A 24,126-nucleotide genomic window follows, 5' to 3' on the forward strand; every position below is an offset into this window, starting at 1 on the left:
CGTACCCGAAAGACCCGCCGTACCCGAACGAAGGAGTTCCCGTGAGCGCGATCGCGCACCCGTACCAGGACCGCACCCTGACCGTGGATCAGCGTGTCGAGGACCTGCTCACCCGAATGACGCTCGAGGACAAGGCGGGGCAGATGTTCCAGCCGATGGCGACCCTCGGCGACGACCTCGACGCCCCCGGCCTGTTCGGCTCCCCGTCGATGCGCACCATCATCGACCGTGACATCACGCACGTGAACATCCTGCAGGCCCCGTCGGCGCGGGAGATCGCCGCATGGCACAACGCCCTGCAGGAGGAGGCCCGGCGACGCGGCCTCGGCATCCCGTTCTCTCTGTCGAGCGATCCGCGCCATTCGTTCTCGAACAACCCGGCCGCCGCGCTCATCGCCGGCCCCTTCTCGCAGTGGCCGGAGTTCCTCGGTTTCGGCGCCATCGACGACCCCGAGCTCACCCGCCGCTTCGCCGAGGTCGTGCGTCGCGAGTACCTGGCCGTCGGCATCCGCACCGCCCTGCACCCGCAGATCGACCTCGCCACCGAGCCGCGCTGGGCGCGGGCTTCCGGCACGTTCGGCCAGAGCGCGGAGGTGACCGGGCGTCTCGGCGTCGCCTACACGCTCGGGTTGCAGGGCGACGAGCTCGGAGCCGAATCGGTCTCGGCCATGGCCAAGCACTTTCCCGGGGGCGGCCCACAGCTCGACGGCGAGGATCCGCACTTCTCATACGGCCGCGAGCAGGTGTACCCGGGCGGACGATTCGACCTGCACCTGCAACCGTTCCGCGACCTGCTGGCCGCCGGCGTCTCGCAGATCATGCCCTACTACGGCATGCCGATCGGCACCGAGTACGAAGAGGTCGGCTTCGGCTTCAACAAGCAGATCATCCAAGGCCTGCTGCGTGACGAGCTGGGCTTCGACGGGATCGTGTGCACCGACTGGGGCATCCTGTCCCGCACCTTCTGGGGTGTGGAGTCGCTCACCTACGACGAGCGGATGATGAAGTCGCTCGATGCCGGTGTGGACCAGTTCGGCGGTGAGTTCAACCCGAAGGCTCTGATCGGGCTCGTCCGGGCGGGCTCGGTGCCCGAGTCCCGGCTCGACACCTCGGTGCGCCGGCTGCTGCGTGAGAAGTTCCGTCTCGGGCTGTTCGACGACGCACGGTTCGTCGATGTCCAAGCTGCGGATGCGATCGTCGGGAGGGAAGACGCCCGCGCCGCCGGACTCGAGGCCCAGGCACGTTCACTCACGTTGCTCACGAACGGCGGCGGGGCGGCGCATCTGCCGCTGCAGGGGCGCCCGACCGTCTACGTCGAAGGCCTCGACCCCGTCGAGCTCGCCGGCTGGGCCGATGTGGTCACCGACCCCGACCGCGCTGACGTCGCGATCGTGCGCACCGACGCCCCGTGGGAGCCGCGCGGCAACGGGGCCGACATCGAATCGTTCTTCCGCGCCGGATCCCTCGAGTTCCACGACGACGAACTCGCGCACCTGCGCGATCTGGCCGCCCGCGTGCCGCTCGTGCTCGACGTCTACCTCGATCGTCCGGCGATCCTCGCCCCGCTTCTCGACGTCGCCTCGACGATCATCGCGAACTACGGCGCCTCCGACACCGCGCTCGTGAATGTGCTGTTCGGCGCGGTGGAGCCCCAGGGGTCGCTGCCCTTCGAGGTGCCGTCGTCGATGGAAGCCGTGGCGGTGAGCCGCCCCGACGTGCCGTCGGACACGGTCGACCCGTCGTTCGCGTTCGGCCACGGCCTCCGGTACCTCGACTGGTCGCCTGCCGCACGGCCCGACCCCGCGTCCACGACGATCGAGATGGCGGATGTCGCCGCACCCGGCGGACGCTTCGACCTCACCAGCGCGACCGTCGCCCAGGTGCTCGCCGACGCCGAGGCGCTCGCGATCATCACCGAGCTCGTCCCGGAACTGCCGGGCAACCCCATGCTCGCCGCGGCGCAGAACATGCCGCTCGACACCGTCCTCGGCTTCGCCGGCGCCACCCTGCCGGCCGAGACGATCGACACGCTGCGCTCCCGCCTGGTGGCGCTCCCCGCCTGACCCCCGTTCTGCCCGACCCGAGAGGACCACGACGACGATGTCTGGAACGCCCGCAACCCCCGAGAGCACCGTCCCCGAGAGCACCGTCCCGATCACGGAGACGACGTTCATCCGCACCGCCGCCGGCAACGACGACCCGCCCCCGCCCCTCAAGGGGATCCGGCGCCTGCTCGGCTGGATCATCCCCGCCAACCTCGGCATCTTCCTGATCTGGGGCGCGGTCCCCGGCATCCTTCTCCCCCAGCAGGTCACGGTCGCGCTCGGCGAGGAGAACAAGGTCGCCAACCTCGCGATCATCGCGACGATCGGTGCGTTCGCGGCGATGATCGCGCAGCCGATCGCCGGGCAGATCTCCGACCGGACGCGTTCCCGCTTCGGTCGGCGTGCACCGTGGATGATCGTCGGCGTCCTCGCCGGAGGCCTGGCCCTGGTCGGCCTCGCCTTTGCGGACTCCCTGGTCGGCATCGCCATCGCGTGGACTCTGGTGCAGATCGCGTACAACTTCGCCCAGGGCCCGCTCTCCGCCGTGATGCCCGACCGCGTGCCCCTCAAGCGCCGGGGAACCTTCGCCGCCCTCTCCGGCATCGGCCTCATGGTCGGCTCGCTCGGCGGTCAGATCGTCGGCTCCCTGTTCTTCAACAGCATCGCCGCGGGCTACGTGGTCTTCGCGGTCTTCGCCCTCGTCGTCATCACACTGTTCGTCGTGTTCAACCCGGACTACTCGAGCGAACGGATCACGCCCGAGCCGTTCGACCTCAGCGCGTTCCTGCGCACCTTCTGGGTCAGCCCGATCAAACACCCCGACTTCTTCTGGGCGTTCCTCGGCCGCCTGCTGCTGTTCACGGGCTACTTCTCCGTGACCGGATATCAGCTCTACATCATGACCGACTATCTGCACATCGAGAAGCCCGAGACGGTCATCCCGCTGGTCGGGCTCCTCAGCCTCGCCGGCATCCTGATCTCCACGATCATCTCCGGTCCGCTCTCCGACAGGGTCGGGCGACGCAAGCCGTTCGTGTTCGCCTCGTCGGTGGTCACCGGTCTTGCACTGCTGCTGCCGTGGATCTCGCCGACGATCGAGGCGTGGATGATCATGTCGTTCATCGCCGGGCTCGGGTTCGGCATGTTCCAGGCCGTCGACACCGCACTGATGAGCGAGGTGCTCCCCTCGGCGCAGTCGTTCGCGAAAGACCTCGGGGTCGTGAACATCGCGGCCACCCTGCCCCAGACGCTGGCCCCCGGAGTCTCGGGTCTGATCGTGATCGCATTCGGCTTCGCCGGGCTCTTCCCCGTGGGCATAGTCCTGTCGGTGCTCGGCGCGTTCGCGGTGTGGCCGATCAGGTCGACGCGCTGATCCCGCACCCGACGCCGCCGTCCAGGAACAGGGCCAAGATGGAGAGGTGGCCGTCCCTCTCTCCGACCTGACCAGCATGCCCGAACCCCAGCAGGTGTACGCCGCCGACGGCACACGACTGGCGACCTACACCTGGGGCGAGTTCGACGCACCCGTCGTGGTGATCGTGCACGGCTTCGCGTCGAGCGCGCGCGACAACTGGGTGCTCACCGGATGGGTACGCGAGCTGACGCGCGCGGGTTATCGCGTGCTGGCACTGGATCAGCGCGGCCACGGCCTCAGCGAGAAGCCACATGACCCCGACGGTTACCGGATCCGCACACTCGTGACCGATGTCGAGACCGTGATGGACACGTACCTCGTCGACGACGCCCTCTACGTCGGCTACTCGCTCGGCGCACGCGTGGGCTGGGAGGTCGTTCGCGAGCTGCCGCACCGCATCGGGCGTGCAGTGCTGGGAGGGGTGCCGGACGGCATCCCCCTGGCGCGACTCGATCTCGAACAGGTCCGGAAGTACATCGCCGACGGCACCCCGGTGGCCGATCGGACCACGCAGAACTACATCGCGCTGACCGAACGGGTGCCGGGAAACGACCTGCAGGCACTCGTCGCGCTCGCGGAGGGCATGCGGGCGTCGGGCATGATCGACCCCGATCCCTCGGATGCGCCGACGCGGCCGATCCTCTTCGCCACCGGCTCGAAGGACGCGATCATCGAGGGTTCGCGGGCGCTGGCCGCAGCCGCCCCCGACGGACGGTTCTTCGAGATCCCGAACCGGAACCACTTCAACGCCCCGGGCTCGCGCGACTTCAAGGACGCGGCCGTGGCGTTCCTCGGCGAGGCGTAGCCCGCTCACGGGGAATGGCCCGGTCGGATACGACCGGGCCATTCTCGGGTTCCGCGTCAGACGGTGGCGGCGGCCTCGTCGCGCTTCGGCAGCACCCAACCCGCACGCGGGAAGTGGCACGTGTAGCCGTTCGGGTACTTGATCAGGTAGTCCTGGTGCTCTTCCTCGGCCTGCCAGAACGGCCCTGCCGGCTCGATCGTGGTGACGGCCTTCGCCGGCCACAGGCCCGAAGCGTCGACATCGGCGATGGTGTCGCGCGCGATCGCCTCCTGCTCGGGGGTGAGCGGGAAGATCGCCGAGCGGTAGCTCGAACCGATGTCGTTGCCCTGACGGTTCAGCGTCGACGGGTCGTGGATCTGGAAGAAGAACGCCAGGATGTCGCGGTAGGTCGTCTTCGTCGGGTCGAACACGATCTCCACGGCCTCGGCATGGCCGGGGTGGTTGCGGTAGGTCGCGTGCTCGTTCGAGCCGCCGGTGTAGCCGACCCGGGTGTCGAGCACACCGGGCTGACGGCGGATCAGGTCTTCCATCCCCCAGAAACAGCCGCCGGCGAGAACGGCCGTCTCGGTCCCGGGCGTGCGGGTGATGGTTCCGGTGTCGGTCATGACTGCTCCTCGGTGGTGTCGGAAGGTGCGCGTGTGTCGGTGGTGGGGCGTGCGAAGAGGGCGCTGTAGCGACCGTACCCCTCTTCCTCCAGGCTTTCGGCCGGGATGAAGCGGAGAGCCGCCGAGTTCATGCAGTAGCGCAGGCCGCCCTCGGCGCGCGGGCCGTCGTCGAATACGTGACCGAGATGGCTGTCGGCGACGGCCGAGCGCGCCTCGGTGCGCTTCATCCACAGCGAGCGGTCGGTGCGCGTGGTCACGGCATCCGCGTCGATGGGCTTCGTGAAGCTCGGCCATCCGGTGCCGCTGTCGAACTTGTCGGTCGACGAGAACAGAGGCTCGCCCGAGACGACGTCGACGTAGATGCCGTCATCGTGGTTGTCCCAGTACGCGTTGCGGAAGGGCGGCTCGGTCGCGTCCTGCTGGGTCACCTGATACTGCAGAGGGGTGAGGCCGCTGACGGCCTCGGGGGTCGTGCCGTAGTCGTTCGACATGATCTGACTCCTTGTCCGACGTCGCTGGCTGCGCCGTCATAGAGGAGAACCGACGAGCGGCCCGTTTTGGTCCCGCGGCCCTGAGAACGGGCTGTGAGTTTCTGCGGGCGGGGAGTTTCTGCGGGCTGGCGCGGGTTTCCACGGACCGCTCGTCGGGGGATGACGGATGCTCGTCAGCCGCGCAGAGCCACCGGCGCGCCCGCGTGGGTCACGGTGACCGCCGGCGCCGAGCCGTCGGCCGGTGCCACGGTGAACGCGAACTCCGGCGTGTACCAGCCGCGGTCGATGTCGGCCTGCGTGAGCGTGCGTCGAGGAGTGCTGCAGTTGTAGGCGTCGTAGGCCGGGAGATTCAGCCATCGGCACGCGGTGGGAGCAAAGCCGGCGGTGAAGGTGTTCGTCGCCGGAGTGACGACCGTCGTGACGCCCGCCGTGCTCACGACCCGCACTCGGAAGCTCAGCTGCTCCCCCACCGTGTACGGATTCGTCGCGACGTCGCGCGGGGCCGAGGTGTTCGTCGCCGTGAGGGTCGCTCCGAGCGCGGAGGACTGCGGAAGGGTGAACGTCGCGGTCGTCTGACTGAGGCGTCCGTCGGCGGCGGTGAAGGCGGCCTGGAGACGCTGCTCACCAGAGACGCCCTGCGGGGCGGTGACCTGCACATTCACGGTGGCGCTCGCTCCCGGTGCGAGACCGGTGATCTGCGCGGTGGTCGCGGTCCATCCGGTGGCGGTGTGGAAGGTCACGGCGCCGCTGAGCGCGGCCGCCTCCTGATTCGTGATCGTGACCGGGACCGTGGTGGCGACGCCGGCGGTGAGAGCGGTCTTCGGCACCGACAGCGGCGCACACGCCGCGTTCAGCCACGCGTCGTCGAACGAGGAGAACTGCATCGTGTTCGTGTAGCCCGCCTCCCACAGCACCCCCACCCTGCCGTCATCGATCGCCGTCGCGCTGGAGTAGGCGAAGGTCCCCGTCTCGAGCGTGCGCAGACCGGGCCAGGTCTCGCCGTCGTCGCAGGAGAGGCGCACCGCTCCGTTCACACGGTTGCTGTTCGCCCCGTTGGCGGCATTCGTGAAGATCAGCTTCTTCGCGTCGGCGCTGCCCGCGGCGGCGTCCGGATGCAGGCGGGTGATCGAGGCGTTGTTCGTGGGGTCGGGCAGCTCGGCGTCGCGGGTGACCGGACCATAGCTGTGACCGCCGTCGGTCGAGATCGCGACCTTGCGAAGACGCCCGTTGGAGCTGTCTCGCGAGTTGAGCATGACGCGTCCGTCGGAGAGTTCGACGACCTTGTTCTCGTCCATGCCGGTGCCGACGTATTCGCCACGCTGCCAGGTGTCGCCGCCGTCGTCGGAATACACCGAGTACGCCTGGATCGCGGTGGATCCGTCGGCCTGACGCACGGTGCCAGCGTACTGCTGGATGAGCCGCCCGGCATGCGCGCCGTAGCGCAGCTGGATCCCCTCGCCCGAAGTGGCGAACGTGCCCTTCACATCGCCCGCGACGGGCGTGTACACGCCCCCGCTGGTCGTGCCGTTGGAGGTCTTGGCGACGTCGGTGATGAGCCGCGGCGCACTCCAGGTCGCGCCGCCATCGTCGGAATGGATCACGGCCGCTCCCAGAACCTGCCGGTTCGCGTCGTCGTCGCCGTAGGCACTCCCCTGGAACCCCTGGTCCTGGGAGCGCACGAAGAACGCGAAGACCCGACCGCTCTCCCGGTCGACGACGTAGCTCGGGTCGGAGTAGCCGTACTGGCCGCTCCCGGTCTTCCCCGCGGCGATGATCTGCAGCGGACCCCAGGTACGACCGTTGTCCGTCGAGCGGCGCTGGATGATCGAGTTGGGGTTGGGGGCGTCAGCGGCGCTTCCCGGCCGGGCATCCCACGCCGAGAGGACCACGCCGTCGCCGAGGTGGGTGAGCGCGGGGATCCGGTAGAAGTAGTTCGAGGCCGTGCGGTCGGCGCCGATGTTCAGTTCGAGGTAGTCGCCGGGGTCGGCGTTCGGATCGGTCAGATACCCGGGCGCCGGGGCCGCCGAGGCAGCGGCGGCGGGGAGGCTGAGCGCGAGGACCAGCGCTCCGATCGTGCCGCATCGCAGCAGGCGGCGGCTCCGGGAAGGGGGCGAGGGAGGAACGTGCATGGACAGACCTTTCTGTTCGTGCGGAAATATGACGTCTGATGTCAGATTTCAAGTCACTCTAGCGAGGGGTCTCCCCATGGACAAGGCCGAATCTCGTCGTCCCGCGAGCGGCGTTCGACTCCCCGGGCTCGCGCGGCGAGCCGTCGACGACACCGCGCCGACGGCTGCCGCCGTTCCCTCCGGTCAGCCTGCGGCGCGCACCACCTCGAGGTTCCGCGCGACCGTGCGCAGGGCATCCGCCGCGGTGGTGTCGTCGGGGCGGCGGGCCGTCTTCAGCCCCAACCACTCGACGTCGCCCGCAGCGGCGAGCGCTGCGGCGACGTGCGCGTCGTCGAGGAGCGAAGCGGATTCCGGGTGGGTCGAGGCGATCGGCAGGTGCGCATCGCTCCACGGGTGGCCATACGGGCTCTGCACCGGGGCGGCCCCTGAGAACGCCAGGCCGACGAGGAGGCCGGACGCCGCCGCCGCCGCGATCTGCGCGGTGACGGCATCCGCATCGCGCAGCTCGATCGCGGAACGCCCCCAGTTGAGCCACACTCCGATCGGCAGTCCCGACGAGCGGATCGCGGCGATCTCGGCGTCCAAGGGCAGGAAACCCTTCTCAGGGACTCGGCCGGGCACGAACGCATCGCAGTGTTCGATGACCAGGCGCGCGCCGGACCAGTCGAGCGCGGCGACCTCCCCCAGCGAGCGCACGAGCGGCTCCATGGCGGCCGTCGCTCGCGGCGCGGAGTGCACCGTCACCACCGCGACGGATGCGGCGCTCTCGCCGTCGATGCGCGCGACGTCGGCGGCGACCCTCCGAAGATCGGCGACCGCCGCCGCGCGCCCCTCCTCATCGGCCGAGGCGAGGCCATACCCGGGGTGTGCCCCGACGCGTCCCATGACGAACGGGATCGGGGTGACGGCGAGCGGCACGGCCGGCACGTTCGCGAGGAACCAGGCGTCATCGTGCGGATGCAGGCGCCCCATCCACGGCACCTCGAGCCCGGCGACCCCGGGAAGCGCGCACAATGCGGGCAGCAGCGCGCCTTCGAGCACCGGATCCCAGTGCGCGTGGGCGGGAGAGGCTGGGTAGGCGCTGACGAGGATGGGCGCGGTCATGCGTGTGCTCCCGCGACGGCATCGGCGAACCAGGTGGTGATCGTGGACGGATGCGTGATGGCGGTGCCGACGCACACCGAGAACGCCCCGGCGGCGATCGCGGCCGCGGCGTGCTCGGGTGTGTGGACGCGCCCCTCGGCGACGATCGGGCGGCGGCAGCGGGCGGCGATCAGCGCGATGAGCTCCAGGTCGGGCCCGGTGGTCTTCGGGCGCTCTCCGGTGTATCCCGACAGGGTGGTGCCGAGGATATCGGCGCCGGCGGCCTCGGCGGCGATCGCGTCGTCGAGGGAGCCGCAGTCGGCCATGATCAGCGCGTCGGTGTGCGCGCGAAGGCCCGCGATCGTCTCCGCAAGCGTCAGCCCGTCCGGGCGCGGGGGCCCCCGCCCCCCCCTCCCNNCCCGTCCGGGCGCGGGCGCCGCGTCCCGTCGATCGCGACGGTGTCGGCGCCCGCGTCGGCCACGGCCTGAGCGTGCCGGAGCGTCGGAGTGATGAAGACCTCGGCGTCGCCGTCCTTCCACAGCCCCACGATCGGAACCGGGAGGTGTGCCGTCGCGCGGATGTCATCGAGCCCCTGCACGCGGATTCCGGCTGCTCCTCCGGCCAGGGCGGACGCCGCGACCTGCGCCATCGTGCGGGGGTCGCGCATGGCCTCACCCGGGTAGGCCTGGCACGAGACGATCAGTCCACCCCGCAGTCGTTCGAGGGTGTCGGTGAATCTCATGGTCGCCTCCAGGCGGATGCCGCGGCTCCGCGCAGCGGTGCGTCGTCGCCGAGCGTGCCCGGCAGGATGGGGATGTTCTGCAGCGCATCGATCGCCTCGGCGTGGAAGGCGGCGCGCATCGGAAGCCACCAGGACTCACCGATGTTCGGCACGCCCCCGGTTACCACGATGCGCTCAGGGTCGAGAAGCGTCGCCGCCCCCGCGAGGGCCCGACCCACCGCCGCGGCCGACTCGTCGAGGGCCCGGCGGGCGATGGGGTCCGCGGCCGCAGCTGCCATCGCGACCCCCCGCGCATCGGTGATGCCGGGATCGCCTCCGAGAGACCGGAAGTGCCGATGCATCCCGATGCCGGAGCCGATGGCCTCGAGGTGCCCGAAGCGCCCGCAGGGGCAGCGCAGGTGTGCGGCTCCCGGCACGGGCAGGTGCGCGATCTCCCCCGCGACGTGATGCGCACCCCGCACGGCCCTGTCGTCGAGCACGACTCCTGCACCGACACCGGTGCCGACCGCGACGACGAGCGCACTCGCCGCCCCGGCCGCGGCACCGTGTCGATGCTCTCCTGCCGCGTGCGCGTCGACGTCGTTCTGCACGGCGACGGGAGCGTCGGGGAGCAGATGCGCGCCGAGTCCCGAGCGCACGAGTGCGGCCAGCGGTGTACCCGGCCAGTCCGCGAACGTATCCGTGGCGGAAACGATCGTCCCGGTTCCGGCATCCACGACCCCGGCCGTGCCGATGCCGACGCCCGAAAGGCGCAGCCCGCTGCCGGCGAGGAGACGTCCGGCGAGCGCGACGACGGTGGCGACGACCGCCACCGGCCCCTGGGCCGCCGGCGTCGCGGCCACCTCGGTCCGCAGCAGTGCATCGTCGCGGTCGGCGAGGGCCGCGGCCGTCTTGGTGCCGCCGATGTCGACGGCGAGGACGACCTCGCCCATCAGCCGACGGCGACCGGGAGCAGATGCAGCTCGTCGAGGATGTCGCGGATGCGGGCGACCGCGTCGACGTCGAGCGCCTGCACGGTGTTCGCCATCGTGGCGTGATCGATGATGCCACGGGCGTGCATGGCCGCCTTGAACGCGCCGACACCGGTCGCATCGCCCGAGAGGCCCTTCGGCTGGAACACGATGTCGAACAGGCGGTTGATGCGCTCCTGCTCGGCCCGAGCCGTCTCCCAGTCGCCGCTCTTCGCGGCCTCCCACAGTCGCACGTACCCCGCGGCCTCCACGTTCGCGAGCCCGGGAACCACGCCGTCGGCACCGGCGAGGGCCATGGCGTCGACGACGACCTCGTGTCCGGTGAGCAGCTGCAGCGGACCCCCTGCGGCATCGTTCGCCGCGATCAGGCGCCGGAACGAGACGTCGTCACCCGAGGAATCCTTCACGCCGTGGATGACCCCTTCGGTGCCCAGCTGCACGAGCAGGTCGATGCCGAGCTTGGAGTGCACGCGCACCGGCACGTCGTAGGCCCACAGCGGGGCGTCGATGGCCGCCGCGATGGTGCGGAAGTGGTCGGCGACCTCGGCTGCCGAGTTCAGCGTGTACAGCGGAGCCGTCGTGACGATCGCCTGGGCGCCGGCATCGATCAGACGGCGGGCGGTCTCGATGATGCGCGGCGCCGTGAGCTCGATCGCGCCGGCGATGACCGGCACCCGACCGGCGTTCGCGGCGACGATCGTGCGGAGCAGCTCGACGCGCTGGTCGTCGGTGAAGTACGCGGTCTCGCCGGTGGAGCCGAGCGCAAACAGTCCTGACACCCCCTCGGCGACCAGACGGTCGACGAGGCGGGAGAGGGAGACGTGATCGATCGATCCGTCCTCGAGCAGCGGGGTGGCGACGGGCGGGACGACGCCCGCGAAGACGGGGGCGGGAGAGGCAGCAGACATGTGTGTTCCGGTCGTTTCAGTGGTGGGGTTCGAGCAGCGAGGGCGCAGCGCCCAGCAGCGTTCTGGTGTACTCGTCGGAGGGCGCGTCGAACACGCGGGCCGCATCGCCGAACTCGACGACGCGCCCCTTGTTCATCACGGCGATCTCGTCGGAGAGATAGCGGACGGTCTGGATGTCGTGGGAGATGAACACCATCCCGAGGCCGAGTTGATCCTTCAGGTCAGTCAGCAGATTGAGGATCTGGGCACGCACCGAGACGTCGAGCGCCGAGGTGGGCTCGTCGGCGACGATCACCTGCGGGTCGAGCACGAGCGCCCGGGCGATCGCCACACGCTGGCGCTGGCCACCCGAGAGCTGGCTGGGCAGGGCGTCCAGGGCCGATGCCGGCAGTCCGACGAGACCGATCAGGTCGCGCACCTTTCGGCTCCGGGTCGACGGGCTGCCGAGGCGGTGCACCTGCATCGGGTCGAGCAGCGCATCGCGCACCGTCATCCGCGCGTTCAGGGCGGTCGCCGGATCCTGGAACACCACGGAGAGGATGCGGCCGAGTCGTCTGCGCACGGCGGGCGTGAAGGATCGCACCGGCTCTCCCCCGAACACGACCTGCCCGCTCGTGGGTTTCTCGAGGCCGATGAGCACCTTGGCCGAGGTCGACTTGCCCGACCCCGACTCGCCGACGATGCCGAGCGTCTGCCCGCGCTTCACGGTGAGCGAGACCCCCGCAAGCGCGTCCACGTACTGCGGCCGGAAGAGCGAGGAGGCACGGGTCTTGTAGCGGACGTGCACGTCCTTGAGCTCGATGACGGGTTCGCTCATCGTCCTGCTCCGATCGGCTCGACGGGCGCATCGTCGGGATGCGCGGAGTAGTAGTGCTCGGTTCCTGCGATGTGCCGCCGCACCGGGGCGACGCCCGCGTACCGGGCGGGGTCGCTGGAGCGCGGCGCGAAGCGGTCGCCCGTCGGGAAGTCTCGCGGCGACGGCACGACGCCCGAGACCTGATGAAGACGATCGGAACCGGCCTCGATCGAGAGCACCGCGCCGAGGAGCCCCTGCGTGTACTCGTGCACCGGCTGTGTCAGCACCTCTCTGGTCGTGCCCTGCTCGACGACCTGGCCCGCGTACATCACCGTGATCCGGTGCGTGAGCTCGGCGACGAGCGCGAGGTCGTGCGAGACGAACAGGAGCGCGAATCCGAGCTCCTTCTGCAACCGCATGAGCAGGTCGACGACCTGCGCCTGCACCGTGACGTCGAGGGCCGTGGTCGGCTCATCGGCGATCACCAGTCGCGGGTTCCGGGTGAGCGCCATGGCGATGAGCACGCGCTGCCGTTGGCCTCCCGAGAGCTCGTGCGGGTACGAGGCGAGGGTGCGTTCGGGGTCGAGACCCACGAGCTCCAGCAGCTCCCTGGCGGTGCGGGTGCCGCCGCGCGACGTGAGCTGCTTCATCTGGGAGCGGATGAGCATCGCCGGATTGAGGGAGCTCAGCGCGTCCTGGTAGACCATCGCGATGTCGTGGCCGCGCAGCGCGTTGCGCTCCTTGGGTGCCATCTGCAGCAGGTCCTCGCCGTCGAACAGGATGCGCCCGCGGATGTCGGCTTTCGGATCGAGCAGGCCCATGATCGCGAGCGAGGTGATCGACTTGCCGCAGCCCGACTCCCCCACCAGCGACATCGTCTCGCCGGGGCGCACCGTGAAGCTGACGTGGTCGACCACGTCCACGTCGCCATGACGGGGAAACGAGATGCACAGATCCTGCACGTCGAGCAGAGGCTTCTCCTCCGCCGTGTACACCAGGCGGTCGGTGCGCGAGAGCTCGCGCTGACGGAGCTCGGCCAGTCGCTCGGCGAGAGGAACGGCCTCGGCGCGCGGCACCAGGGTGTCGGGCACCCCGCTCGGAACGGAGAGGTTCACCGCCGTGTCGACGGTGGGGATCACGTGGGTGTCGTCGGGGATCGCTGCGACCTCGAGCTCGTGCGTGGACTCCTCGGTGCCCGCGGCATCCGCGGTGATCTTGCGTGCCCGCGGCGACACCATCGCATCGGTCATCCCCTCCGAGAGGATGTTGAGGCACAGCACCGTGAGCATGATGAGGATGCCGGGGAAGAAGGTCGCCCACCACGCGCCGCTCATCAGCAGATTGCGGCCGGCGGCGATCACGTTGCCCCACGACGGCTCGGGGTCGGGAACCCCGGCCTGCAGGAACGACAGCGAAGCCTCGAACACGATCGCGTCGGCGACGAGCACGGTCGCGAACACCAGCACGGGGGCCATGGCGTTGCGCGCCACGTGGCGGACGATGATGCGCGGGGTGCCCGCGCCCATCACGCGCACGGCCGAGACGTAGTCCTCGCCGTACTGGTCGAGGATGTTGGCGCGGACGATGCGGGTGAGCTGCGGCACATAGAGGAACGCGATCGTGAGCACGAGCACGGGGAGCGACTTGCCGAACACCGCCACGAAGACGGCGGCGAGCGCGATGCCGGGGAACGACATCACGACGTCCATGACGCGCATGAGCGTCTCGGAGATCCACCTCGGGGCCGTGGCGGCGATCGTCCCGAGCACGCAGGCGGCCAGCAGCGCGACGAGTGTCGCGCCGATGCCGATCACGAGCGAGTAGCGGGCACCGAAGACGAGACGGGAGAAGATGTCGCGGCCCTGGCGGTCGGTGCCGAACCAGTGCTCCGCGCTCGGCGGCTGCACCGGAGTCCCGGACGCCAGCGGGTCGAAGGGCGCGATGAGCGGTGCGAAGATCGCCGCCAGCCCGATGATCGCCAGCACGGCGATGCAGATGATCGATCCGAGGGACAGCCGGCCCCAGCGGAGACCGGGAACGGAGAGACGTTCCGTGAGTTTGCGTCGCATGTCACACCGCCCGGATTCGAGGATTGATGAGCACGTACAGGAGGTCGACGATGATGTTGATGACGACGAAGGCGAGCGCCACGGCGAGCGTCACACCCTGCACGAGGTTGGGTTCGTTGTTGGTGACGCCGTTGAGGATGAGCGTTCCCATTCCCGGGATGGCGAAGATGATCTCAATCACGACCGCACCGCCGAGCAGGTAGCCGATGCGGAGTCCGAGCACGGTGACCGGGGTGATCAGGGCGTTGCGCAGCACATTGCGACCGACGACGATCACTCGCGGGATGCCGGCGCCCAGGGCGGTGCGCACGTAGTCGCGGTCGAGCTCCTCGACCATCGAGGTGCGCACGACGCGGGAGAGCTGACCGATCACCGGCACGGCGAGCGCGATGGCGGGGAGGGTCATGCGGGCGAGCCATCCGGAGGGGTCGCTCCAGAAATCCGGGAGCGGCCCGGAGGCGGGCAGCAGGTTCAGGCCGAGGGTGAAGACCTGGATGAGCAGGATGGCGAGCCAGAACGACGGCGTGGAGAGCGCCGCGACGCCGAACACGCGGATCACCTGATCGGGCCAGCGGTCGCGGTAGACGGCGGCGAGGACGCCGATCACGAAGGCGACGATCACCGCGATGAGGAGCCCGAGGAAGGTGAGGGCCAGGGTCACCGGGAAGGCGCGGGCGACCTCGTCGATCACCGGGAGACTGCGTGCGGAGTAGGTGCCGAGGTCGCCCTGCACGAGTCCGAGCAGGAAGTTCACGTAGCGGACGAACAGCGGGAGGTCGAGGCCATGGTCCTCGCGGTACGCCTCGAGGGCTTCGGGTGACGCCGTCTCGCCGAGCGCGGTGCGCGCCGGGTCTACGGGGGAGAACGACATCACGAAGAACACGAGGAACGTGATGCCGAGGATCATCAGCGGCAGCTGCAGCAGTCGCCGGCCGATGAGGCGGAGCGTGTGGGACACGTGCCGCTCCTTCCGGGGGTATGGGAGAGACAGGGGGCGCCCTCGTCGGGTGAGCGCGCCCCCTGGTGCGGGCTACTTCGCCGCCACGCCGACGTCGAGGAACGACAGTCCGGTGGTGGGGACGGGCTGGAATCCGACCAGCTCCTGGCTGCTCCATGCGGTCGGCAGCTTGCGGTGGAACAGCGGGTAGAGCACGGCCTGGTCGGAGAGCAGGTCGTAGGCCTCGTCCCAGGTCTTCTGCTGCTCCTCGCCCTCCTGCTGGACGGCGGTGTCGAGGAGCGTGCGCAGCTGGGCGTACTCGGGAGAGTCGGCCCAGTTGGTGCGGGTCTGGGTCCAGACGTTCTCGCCGTACCACCAGTTCATGAGCAGGTCGGGGTCGACGCCGAAGACCGAGGGGTCACCGGGGGCCACGGCCACCGTGTAGTCGCCGGAGTCGACCTTCTCGTACATCGACGCGGACTGCCCGATGTCGAGCGTCGTGTCGATGCCGATCGCGTCGAGGGACTCCTTGATCAGCGGGGCGACCTCCTTGACCCATCCGGTGTCGGTGGTGAGCAGGGTGATGGACAGGTCGGAGACGCCCGCGTCGGCGAGCAGTTCCTTCGCCTTCTCGGGGTCGTAGGTGTAGACCGTGGAGGCCTCGTGGTAGTTCGGGTAGGTCTCGGGCAGGAACGAGGTCGCGGGCGTGGCGTTGCCGAGCATGCCGGTGCCGATGATCTTGTCCATGTCGAGGGCGTAGTGCAGGGCCTGGCGCACGCGGACGTCGTCGAACGGCGCCGCCTTGGTGTTGAACATCATGAACAGCAGGCCGAACGACTGCACGCTGTCGACGTCGGCCGAGGAGGCGAGCGCGTCGACGTCGATGTACGGCACGTCCTCGATCGCCTGCACGGTGCCCGTGGACATCGCGGTGACGCGAGCGGAGGCGTCGGAGAGCAGGTTCCAGTTCATGCCGGCGGCGAGCGCGGGGCGCGGCCCGTTGTAGTCGTCGTAGCGCTCGAAGACGAGCTTGTCCTCGGGAACGGCCGACACCAGCGAGTACGGGCCGGAACCGACGGGGTTGGTGGCGAAGCCCTCGGGGTCGGCTTCGACGACCGACTTCGGGACGATCTTGACGACACCGAGGCGGTCGTTGATCAGCGAGAACGGGTAGTCGGTGGTGATCCGCACGGTGTCGTCGTCGACCGCGGTGACGGTGTCGATGAAGTCGACGAACGACAGGAAGAGCGAGTTGTTGTTCGGGTCGAGCACGCGGTCGTAGCTGAAGACCACGTCGTCGGCGGTGACCGGATCGCCGTTCTGGAAGGTGGCGCCTTCGCGGAGGTCGATCTCGTAGGTCGTATCGTCGATCTTCGTCGGGAGGTCGGCGGCGAGGGCGGGGGCAGACTTCTGGGTGACGGGGTCGAGGTCGACCAGCCCCTCGAAGATGTGCCAGTTCGCCGAGACCGTGACGGCGCCCGACGCGACCATCGGGTCGAAGCTGCCGTTCAGCGTGTACGAGATGCCCGCTTCGATGATGCCGTCGGGGTCGATCTCGCTCGCGGCTGCGCTCTCGTCGGGAGTGCTGGTGGTGCCCGCGCCGCAGCCGGCGAGGGCGACGGACGCGGCGACTGTGCCGGCGACCGCCATCGCGAATCGACCCGCGCGGCGGCGGGTGATGTGTCGGTTCATGTGTGCTCCAGGGTGGTGGGGGGAACATCTTGAGGACATCTGATGTCTGATGTACTCTAAACACAGGTTCGATCAGATCACAAGAGTGAGATGATCGGAGCGTTTCTGCCAGGCACGAGAGGGAGCCCCATGAAGTCCACCACGAGTAGGGCGTCACGCATGCGGCGCTCGACCACGGCGGATCAGATCAAGCAGCTCATCCTGACCCGGGGGCTCACGCCGGGCGACCCGCTGCCGACCGAGGCGGAGCTCTGCGAGGAGCTCGACGTCTCGCGATCCTCCGTGCGCGAGGCGATCCGCACGCTCTCGACCCTCGACATCGTCGATGTGCGTCACGGCCACGGCACGTATGTCGGACCGATGTCGCTGGACCCGATGGTCGAAGCCCTCGTGTTCCGCGGGGTGCTGTCGCCGGAGGGATCCCTGCAGGCGCTGCGGGAGGTCGTCGAAGTGCGCCTGGCGCTGGATCTGTCGATGGCCGAACGCGTGGTGGCCGCCGCTCAGGACGACCCCGACCCCGAGCTCGACGCCCTGGTGGCCGACATGGTCGCCAAGGCCGAGCGCGGGGAGCACTTCCTCGACGAGGACCGCGCGTTCCACACCCGCCTCTTCGGCGCGATCGGCAACCGTCTGGTCGGTCAGCTGGTCGGCGCCTTCTGGGATGTGCACACGGCCGTGCTCCCCCAGCTGGGCATCCCTCAGCCCGACGACATCCACAAGACGGCGAAGGCGCACGGCGACATGCTCGACGCCGCACGTTCGGGTGATGTCGAACGCTATCGGCAGGCCGTCATCGAGCACTATCAGCCGCTGCAGCGTGTGCTCGCGAGCGCGGCGGAGGAATCCCAGGGCTGAGGTCGCCGCCTCAGACGGCGAAGACCCTCGGAGCGATCGCGACCGTCGCCGAGACGAGAGCGGAGGCGGGAACCGGCGCCAGCGCCACGGGACGACGCTCGACGTGATCGAAGCACCGGACCGCACCATCGAGGATCTCCACCCGGAGGGGATCGATCGCGAGACCGAAGCCCACGGCCTTGAGCACGGCCTCCTTCGCCGTGAAGGCGCGTGCCGCATCGGCGATCGACGACACGCGCGCCCGCTCCGCCGGGGTGAGGGCGAGGGCGAGCATGTCCTCCGCGTCGACGAAGGACGAGTGCTGCTCGATGTCGATCCCCACCTCCGCCTCCTCGCAGAAGGCGACGGCGACGAACGTCCCACTGTGCGAGATGGACACGTCCGGCCACGCCGCGCCCGCCCATCCTCGCCCCGGCTCCGCCGACAGGATCGGCTTCCACTCCCCCGCCGCGGTGAATCGCCGTGCGAACCGGGCGCCCCCGAGCGGAACACCCCGCTCCTCATGCAGCCGGCGGTGCACGAGGATCCGTCCCGTGAGAAAACGGCGGGCGTCCGCCTCCCGCCGGAACGCGGCGAGGCGCGCACGGTCGTCGTCGGTGAGCGGAAGCCACGACGGCGGCTCCGCATCCACCAGCCGATCCGCGATCTCGACCCGCGCCTCGATGGTGCGGATCGGGCCGGAGCCCCCCACCTCGGCGGGAACGGAGACGGGAACGCCGACGACGGGCGACATCAGCCCGTGACCGTGCCCTCGTGCACCTCGAGGACGCGATCGAGACGCGCGAGGGTCGACTCCCGGTGGGCGACCACGACGACGGTCCGCCCCTGCGCGAGACGATCGAGGGCCGCCTCGACGAGGCCGGCGGTCTCCGGATCCACATCCGACGTCGCCTCGTCGAGCACGATCACCCGGCTTTCGAGCAGTGCGATGCGGGCGAGGCCCACCAGCTGCCGCTGACCGGCCGAGAGCGGCGAGTCCGCTCCGACGGCTGTCGCCAGTCCCTCCGGCAGCCCGTCGAGCCACGACGTCAGGCCGAGAGCGGCGAATGCCGCGCGCAGATCTCCCTCGTCAGCGGAAGCATCGGTGAGACGCAACTCGTCGGCGATCGTCCCCGTCCCGAGCTGGACCTCCTGCGGCACGAAGGCGACGCGGAGCGCGCGCTCGGCAGGCGTGAGCGCGTCGAGGTCGACGCCCTCGCACCGAACCGTGCCCCTGGTCGGGGCGTACAGTCCCGCGAGGATGAGAGCGAGCGTGGACTTCCCTGCTCCGGAGCGTCCCGCGAGGCCGTGGCGCACTCCGCTCGCCAGGCGCAGGCTCACCCCGCGCAGCACGGGGTCGCCGCCGTAGTCGAACCAGACGTCGTCGACCTCGATCCCCACGCCCGGCACCTCCCCGCCGTCCTTCGCGGACTCATCGGACAGGCTCTCCCCGGGGGTGCTTTCGATGGGAGGATCCGACGCCGTGGCACGAAGCAGGTCGTTCGCGCGTGCGGCACCCGTCGCCGCCTCCTCCACCGCACCCACGAGAGCGACCAGGTCGGAGAAGCCGGAGAAGAGGGTCACGCTCGCCAGCAGGAAGGTCACGACCACCCCGACCGAGACCGTGCCCGCACCCACCAGCGGCACGCCGACCACGATCAGCGCCGCGAGGGTCGCCCCCTCGATGAGCGACATGGCACTGATCCACCGCCCGAGGACGACAGTGCGCATCTGCGCCTCGACCGCGTGCGCGTTGATCTCCGCCGAGCGGTCGTCCAGTCGGCGACGCGTCACCGCCGGGGCGCCTGCGATGAGGGAGCGCGCCCGGACGCTCTCCGCGAGCTCCGCCACGACATCCGCTTCTGCCGCCGCCTCCGCGCCGTAGGCGTCCGCAGCCCGCGAACGGAACCGATGCATCACGAAGAGCGCCGGAGGTAAGAAGACGAGCACGAGCACGAGGGCCAGCACCCAGGACTGGAGCGCGAGCACGGTCACCAGCAGGAGGACGGTCGACCCCGTCACGAGGAGGGCCGTCGAGGACTCGCGCACGAAGGCGGAGAGTGCCGCGATCTCCGCCGTGCCGCGCTGCAGCAGTTCGCCGTGTCGGTGTCGCTCGACGAAGCGCAGGGGCACGGTCGTCAGCTGCGCCGCGATCCGATCCCGCACATCCCGCACGAGGAACTCGCCACCGCGCGCCAGCCGACTCCTCCCGACCGCCGAGAGCACCAGTTGAAGCAGGGCGAGACCCACCCCGACCCCTGCGAGGAGCAGTGCGGTCTCCCGCTCTCCCCTCAGCAGCGCATCGGTCACCCGCCCCACGACCACCGGCGCCAGCGTCGCCGCGAGACTCGCTCCGACGCCGAAGACGATCGCGCTCATGAGCAGGAAGCTGTGCGGACGTGCGAACCGCAGGGCGGCGCGCACCACTCCGCGCCGCGAGGGTGCGGCGAGGAGCCGATCCGAGTACGCCGCCCGCACGGTGACCCCCTCGGCTGCGGCATCCGCCACGGGGCTCATGCCGACACCTCCGTGCGCACCGAGAGATGCAGAACCGTGTCGGCGGCGTCGATGATCGCCCCGTGCCCGGCCACCACCACGATGCGCTCCGCCGCCACCTCCCTGATCGCGGCGATGATGCGGGCCCCCGTCGCCGGATCCACCGCAGAGGTGACGTCATCGAGGAGCAGCACCGCGGGCTCGACGACCAGCGCCCTGGCGAGTGCGAGCCGCTGCACCTGTCCCCCTGAGAGCTCCCCGCCTCCTTCCCCGACCGGTGCGTCGAGGGGATCGACCGACCGCGGTGCGAGCTCCGCATCGAGACCGACGACGGCGAGCGCACGACGGTAGCGCGCATCGTCGTCCTCGCCGTCTCCCGTGGCCGCGCCGAGGGCGAGGTTCTCACGCACGGTTCCGTTCAGCACGAGCGGACGCTGGGGAACGAGATGCACCCCGCCGACCGCTCCCGTGGCCGCTGCACCGTCGACGAGCACGCGACCTGCATGCGGCGCCTCGATCCCGGCGATCATCCGCAGCAGTGTCGACTTGCCACTCCCTGTCGGACCGCTGAGCCCGATCAGACGACCGGGGGCGAGGGTGAGCGCGATCGGCTCCGCGTCGGGAAACGCCCGCACGCCGTCCAAGACGATCTCCCGCGCCGGAGCCTGCTCACCCGTCGTGTGCGGGACGCGGAGAACCGGCTGCAGCCGGGCCGCGCCCACCCGGGCATCCGCGCTCTGCGTCCACCGCTGGAGCCCCACCTGCACGGCGATCCCGACCGTCGCCATCCACCCGCTGAACGTCACGAGCCCACCGACCGTGAGACGCCCGTCGAGAACGGCGAAGACGGCGACGACCACGCCGACCGCCGTGGCGACGGCGGGGATCCCCTCGCCCAGGGCCGTCCATCGGGCGAGGATCCCTCCCGCGCGCACGGTGCGATCGGTGAGGTCGGCCGACATACGTTCATGGCGCTCGACGACCGCGCGCCCCATCCCGGCTCCGCGCACGGTGACGGCGCTGCGGAGCAGATGATCGACCGCGTCAGCCCGTCGGCCGTGCGCCTCGGCCGCGTGCATGGACGCCCGCTCGAAGCGCCGAGGGTAGACGACCGCGAGCACGATCAGACAGGGCACCGTCGCCCCGGCGACGAGCAGCAGCCACGGATCCAGCGAGGCGAGCCCCGGCACGAGGACACCGACCGTGACCGCGATCACGATCCAGGTGGGGAGACCGTGCACCCAGACCCGGACGAGGTCGACGTCCCGCCCGGCCCGGATCAGCAGATCACCGGTCCCGCCGGAAGACGGCCCCGCGCCGGCGATCGCACACGTGCGAAGACGCTCGCGCAGGAACACACCGGTACGCGCATCGGCGAGGTTGGCGAAGTGGTCCCACACGCACATCCCGAAGAACTGCGCGATCCCCGCCACGAGGACGACTCCGCCCCACCACGCCGCCGCCCCCAGGTCGCCCCCGATCACGCCGTCGTCGATCGCGAACTGCAGGATGAAGGGCGCCGCGAGGAACCCGCCCTGGCGCACCACGGCGCCGGCCATGGAGAGAGCCAGTGGTGCGCGCAACCTCCACGCCGTCTCACGGAGCAGCCGACCGCGTCCGTTCATCGCCCCTTCTCCAGACGGCGCGAGATCGCCGGACCGATCTGCTCCCACGCTGAGGGGGCGACGATCCCGGAGTGATCGGCATCGAGCACGGTGGTCACCGCGTCGTCGCCGAGGCGCACCCCCCACCCCGACGCTGCGGGATCTTCGCGCCCCGCGACGAACAGGGCAGTGGGAACAGCGGTGACCGGAGACGCGGATGCGGCCATGAGGCCGGAGGCCCAGGCGTGACTCGCCACGATCGCCTCGACCGTGGCGCGGTCGTCGAGCCCCAGCACACCCCGTGAAGCACGGATCGCCGCGCGGAGATCCGGATCGTCTCCGCCCTCATCCCGGAGTTCGGCGAAGAACGCCGTCTGCTCCGCGCGCACCGCCTCCTCCTCCTCGGGACCGAAAGCCGCGGTCCGAGAGGCGTCTCGTCGACCCGAGAGCGGTGCCGGATCGAGGAGGGCGAGCAGTTCGATCTCCTCGCCTTCCTCCACCAGCCGCGCGGCGATCGCATGGGCGACGTTGCCGCCGAAGGAGTACCCCGCCAGTCGATAAGGGCCCCGCGGCGCGATGGCCCTGATCCGTTCGAGGTACTCGAGCGCGAGCTCATCCACATCCATGGCCGCGCTCTCGCCACCGGAGAGCAGCGGCGCCTGGAGCCCGACCACGCCCACGCCCGCAGGGAGGAAGCGCACGAGCGGGGCGAACTGCCAGGCGAAACCGCCGGCGGGATGCACGCAGAACAGGGGCGACTCCTCCGATGCCGACTCCCGGAGCACGAGAACGGGAGCGAGTCCGGCATCCCGCGCGGGATCGCCGATCGCCGCAGCGAGAGCGCGCACGGTCGGCGCGGCCATCACGGTCCCGACCGGCACCCGCACCCCGAGCTCCTCCCCCAGCTGCGCCACGACGCGCATCGCCAGCAGGGAGTGGCCGCCGAGGTCGAAGAACCCCTCGTCCCGATGCTGCACCACCACGCCCAGCACCTGCTCGAAGACCTCCGCGACGAGCCGCTCGGCCCGTCCCTGCGGCGGCTCACCAGTGCCGGAGCCGCGGGGAACGGGGAGCGCCTCGCGGTCGACCTTGCCGTTGACCGTGAGCGGGATCACGGGGACCACCGCGAACAGCGAAGGGATCGCATAGGGAGGAAGGATGCGGGCGAGGTGCGATCGCACATCCTCGAGGAATGCATCGTCGAGGAGCACATCGTCGAGGCCCGGCGTCACGACCACGTGCAACCGGAGGACACCGCCGGCGGCGCCCCCCACGGAGGCTGCGGCCTGCGCCACCCGGGGGTGACTCTCCGCCGCCTTCTCGATCTCGGCGAGCTCGATGCGGTATCCGCGGACCTTCACCTGCCCGTCGTCGCGCCCGCGATACTCGATCCCGCCGTCCGGCAGACGGTGCACGCGGTCGCCCGTTCGATAGAGGCGTTCACCCGGGCCGCCGAAGGGGTCGGCGACGAAGCGCGCGGCGGTCTGCGCGGTCTGACCGTCGTACCCACGGGCGAGGCCGTCACCGGCGAGGTAGAGCTCGCCGGTTCCCCCCGGCGGCACCTCGCGCAGCCCCGAGTCGAGCACGTACGCCCGCGCGCCGAGGATCGGTCGTCCGAGGCACGGGGTGGTCCCCGACGCCAGGTCGACGCCGAGCGCGTTGATCGTGAACTCGGTGGGGCCGTACAGGTCGTATCCCGCCGTGTGCGGATGGTCGTGGAGCGTCGTCCACAGCTCCGCCGGCACGGCCTCCCCGCCGAGAAGGACGAGCGCCGGGGGCCGGTGGTCGAGGAGGCCGGCACGCAGCAGCTCCCGCGCGAAGGACGGCGTCACGTTCACGACGTCGATGCCCACCTGCGCGTAGTGCGCGACGAGGGCTTCGACGTCGAGTCGGCTCTCCTCGTCGACGATGTGCACCTCGTGCCCGTCCAACAGCCAGAACAGCTCCTCCCACGACATGTCGAACGAGAACGACACCGTGTGCGCGATGCGCAGCGGCGAGCGACCGGCCCGCGCGATGGTGGGTCGGAAGATCGCCTCGAGGTGGTTGTCGTACATCGTCAGGAGCCCGCGGTGCGGCACGACCACGCCCTTCGGCTCACCCGTCGACCCCGAGGTGAAGATCGTGTACGCCGCGTGGGCCGGGGTGAGCTGCGGCAGGGTGACGTCGGAGCGTCCCTCGCCCGGCGCGGCGTCGGACGCGCGCGGGAGCTCGAGCCGGGGGATGCAGCCCGACATGTCCTCGGCGACTCCGGGCGTTCCGGGCGTTCCGGAAGTTCCCGGCGGGACGATCACGAGCTCCGCTCCCGCCCGGTCGGCGAGACGGCGGCGACGCTCGGTCGGATGCGCGAGATCCAATGGCAGGTACGCCCGCCCGGAGCGGAGGACGCCGAAGATCGCGGCGACGTGCTCGATCGTGCGGGGCAGCTCGAGGGCGACCACCGAGCCCGGTCCGCGCGTGCGCGCCGCGACGAGGGCGGCGATGCGGTCGATCTCGTGCTGCAGG

At 70.4% G+C, this 24,126-nt stretch carries 20 protein-coding genes; 4 read left to right on the forward strand and 16 right to left on the reverse strand.

What is annotated here, in order from left to right; translation table 11 throughout:
- Window positions 1-41: 41 nt before the first annotated feature.
- Genes B2869_RS10570 through B2869_RS10580 form a run of 3 tightly spaced genes read left to right on the forward strand, consistent with a single transcriptional unit; the run spans window position 42 to window position 4,264 of the window.
- The gene (locus B2869_RS10570) at window positions 42-2,063 is read left to right on the forward strand and encodes a glycoside hydrolase family 3 N-terminal domain-containing protein (protein ID WP_292766071.1); all 2,022 of its coding nucleotides are present in this window, start codon (window positions 42-44) and stop codon (window positions 2,061-2,063) included.
- A 37-nt stretch (window positions 2,064-2,100) separates the two neighbouring features.
- Window positions 2,101-3,417, forward strand: coding sequence for an MFS transporter (locus B2869_RS10575; protein WP_029267926.1), 1,317 nt, complete (start codon window positions 2,101-2,103; stop codon window positions 3,415-3,417).
- A gap of 46 nt (window positions 3,418-3,463) precedes the next feature.
- Entirely contained in the window at window positions 3,464-4,264 is an 801-nt protein-coding gene (locus B2869_RS10580; RefSeq protein ID WP_136024711.1) for an alpha/beta fold hydrolase, read from the forward strand.
- 56 nt (window positions 4,265-4,320) lie between these two features.
- Here the strand turns inward: B2869_RS10580 and msrA are convergent, their stop codons facing one another.
- From msrA to B2869_RS10635, 12 genes are all read right to left on the reverse strand, one after another.
- Window positions 4,321-4,869 carry a peptide-methionine (S)-S-oxide reductase MsrA gene (gene msrA, locus B2869_RS10585; protein WP_029260687.1) on the reverse strand — a complete coding sequence of 183 codons (549 nt, stop codon included), beginning with the start codon at window positions 4,867-4,869 and terminating at the stop codon, window positions 4,321-4,323.
- Window positions 4,866-5,360, reverse strand: coding sequence for a peptide-methionine (R)-S-oxide reductase MsrB (gene msrB / locus B2869_RS10590; protein WP_292766077.1), 495 nt, complete (start codon window positions 5,358-5,360; stop codon window positions 4,866-4,868). The genes msrA and msrB overlap by 4 nt, the downstream gene beginning before the upstream one ends.
- 173 nt (window positions 5,361-5,533) lie before the next feature.
- Entirely contained in the window at window positions 5,534-7,489 is a 1,956-nt protein-coding gene (locus tag B2869_RS10595) for a sialidase family protein (protein WP_292766080.1), read from the reverse strand.
- Window positions 7,490-7,672: 183 nt separating this feature from the next.
- Window positions 7,673-8,593 carry a DUF4862 family protein gene (locus tag B2869_RS10600; protein ID WP_292766083.1) on the reverse strand — a complete coding sequence of 307 codons (921 nt, stop codon included), beginning with the start codon at window positions 8,591-8,593 and terminating at the stop codon, window positions 7,673-7,675.
- A complete protein-coding gene (locus B2869_RS18750; protein WP_414683271.1) occupies window positions 8,590-8,898 on the reverse strand; it encodes a hypothetical protein in 309 nt (102 codons plus the stop codon). The genes B2869_RS10600 and B2869_RS18750 overlap by 4 nt, the downstream gene beginning before the upstream one ends.
- A gap of 50 nt (window positions 8,899-8,948) precedes the next feature.
- A complete protein-coding gene (locus B2869_RS18755; protein ID WP_414683272.1) occupies window positions 8,949-9,314 on the reverse strand; it encodes a hypothetical protein in 366 nt (121 codons plus the stop codon).
- Window positions 9,311-10,246 carry an ROK family protein gene (locus B2869_RS10610; RefSeq protein ID WP_292766086.1) on the reverse strand — a complete coding sequence of 312 codons (936 nt, stop codon included), beginning with the start codon at window positions 10,244-10,246 and terminating at the stop codon, window positions 9,311-9,313. The genes B2869_RS18755 and B2869_RS10610 overlap by 4 nt, the downstream gene beginning before the upstream one ends.
- Complete coding sequence (locus B2869_RS10615; RefSeq protein ID WP_021199494.1) at window positions 10,246-11,193, reverse strand: dihydrodipicolinate synthase family protein; 948 nt, start codon at window positions 11,191-11,193, stop codon at window positions 10,246-10,248. The genes B2869_RS10610 and B2869_RS10615 overlap by 1 nt, the downstream gene beginning before the upstream one ends.
- 16 nt (window positions 11,194-11,209) lie before the next feature.
- Window positions 11,210-12,010, reverse strand: coding sequence for an ABC transporter ATP-binding protein (locus tag B2869_RS10620; RefSeq protein ID WP_021199493.1), 801 nt, complete (start codon window positions 12,008-12,010; stop codon window positions 11,210-11,212).
- Complete coding sequence (locus tag B2869_RS10625; RefSeq protein WP_136024718.1) at window positions 12,007-14,058, reverse strand: dipeptide/oligopeptide/nickel ABC transporter permease/ATP-binding protein; 2,052 nt, start codon at window positions 14,056-14,058, stop codon at window positions 12,007-12,009. Before B2869_RS10625 ends, B2869_RS10620 begins: the two co-directional genes overlap by 4 nt.
- Before the next feature lies 1 nt (window position 14,059).
- The gene (locus tag B2869_RS10630) at window positions 14,060-15,016 is read right to left on the reverse strand and encodes an ABC transporter permease (RefSeq protein ID WP_029260694.1); all 957 of its coding nucleotides are present in this window, start codon (window positions 15,014-15,016) and stop codon (window positions 14,060-14,062) included.
- A gap of 72 nt (window positions 15,017-15,088) precedes the next feature.
- Window positions 15,089-16,687 carry an ABC transporter substrate-binding protein gene (locus B2869_RS10635; protein ID WP_021199490.1) on the reverse strand — a complete coding sequence of 533 codons (1,599 nt, stop codon included), beginning with the start codon at window positions 16,685-16,687 and terminating at the stop codon, window positions 15,089-15,091.
- Window positions 16,688-16,816: 129 nt separating this feature from the next.
- On the opposite strand from B2869_RS10635, the gene B2869_RS10640 reads away from it, so the two are divergent.
- Entirely contained in the window at window positions 16,817-17,542 is a 726-nt protein-coding gene (locus B2869_RS10640; protein ID WP_029260695.1) for a FadR/GntR family transcriptional regulator, read from the forward strand.
- A gap of 10 nt (window positions 17,543-17,552) precedes the next feature.
- Here B2869_RS10640 and B2869_RS10645 read toward each other — a convergent pair whose 3' ends face one another.
- The 4 genes from B2869_RS10645 to B2869_RS10660 form a co-directional block, all read right to left on the reverse strand.
- A complete protein-coding gene (locus B2869_RS10645) occupies window positions 17,553-18,275 on the reverse strand; it encodes a 4'-phosphopantetheinyl transferase family protein (RefSeq protein ID WP_292766101.1) in 723 nt (240 codons plus the stop codon).
- Complete coding sequence (locus B2869_RS10650) at window positions 18,275-20,038, reverse strand: ABC transporter ATP-binding protein (protein ID WP_292766104.1); 1,764 nt, start codon at window positions 20,036-20,038, stop codon at window positions 18,275-18,277. Before B2869_RS10650 ends, B2869_RS10645 begins: the two co-directional genes overlap by 1 nt.
- A complete protein-coding gene (locus B2869_RS10655) occupies window positions 20,035-21,642 on the reverse strand; it encodes an ATP-binding cassette domain-containing protein (RefSeq protein WP_292766107.1) in 1,608 nt (535 codons plus the stop codon). Before B2869_RS10655 ends, B2869_RS10650 begins: the two co-directional genes overlap by 4 nt.
- The coding region (locus B2869_RS10660; RefSeq protein WP_292766110.1) for an amino acid adenylation domain-containing protein at window positions 21,639-24,126 on the reverse strand (2,488 nt) is incomplete at its 5' end. The genes B2869_RS10660 and B2869_RS10655, both read right to left, overlap by 4 nt.

This window comes from Microbacterium sp. UBA3486 (assembly GCF_002377845.1).
In the GTDB taxonomy this organism is placed as follows: Bacteria; Actinomycetota; Actinomycetes; order Actinomycetales; family Microbacteriaceae; genus Microbacterium; species Microbacterium maritypicum_A.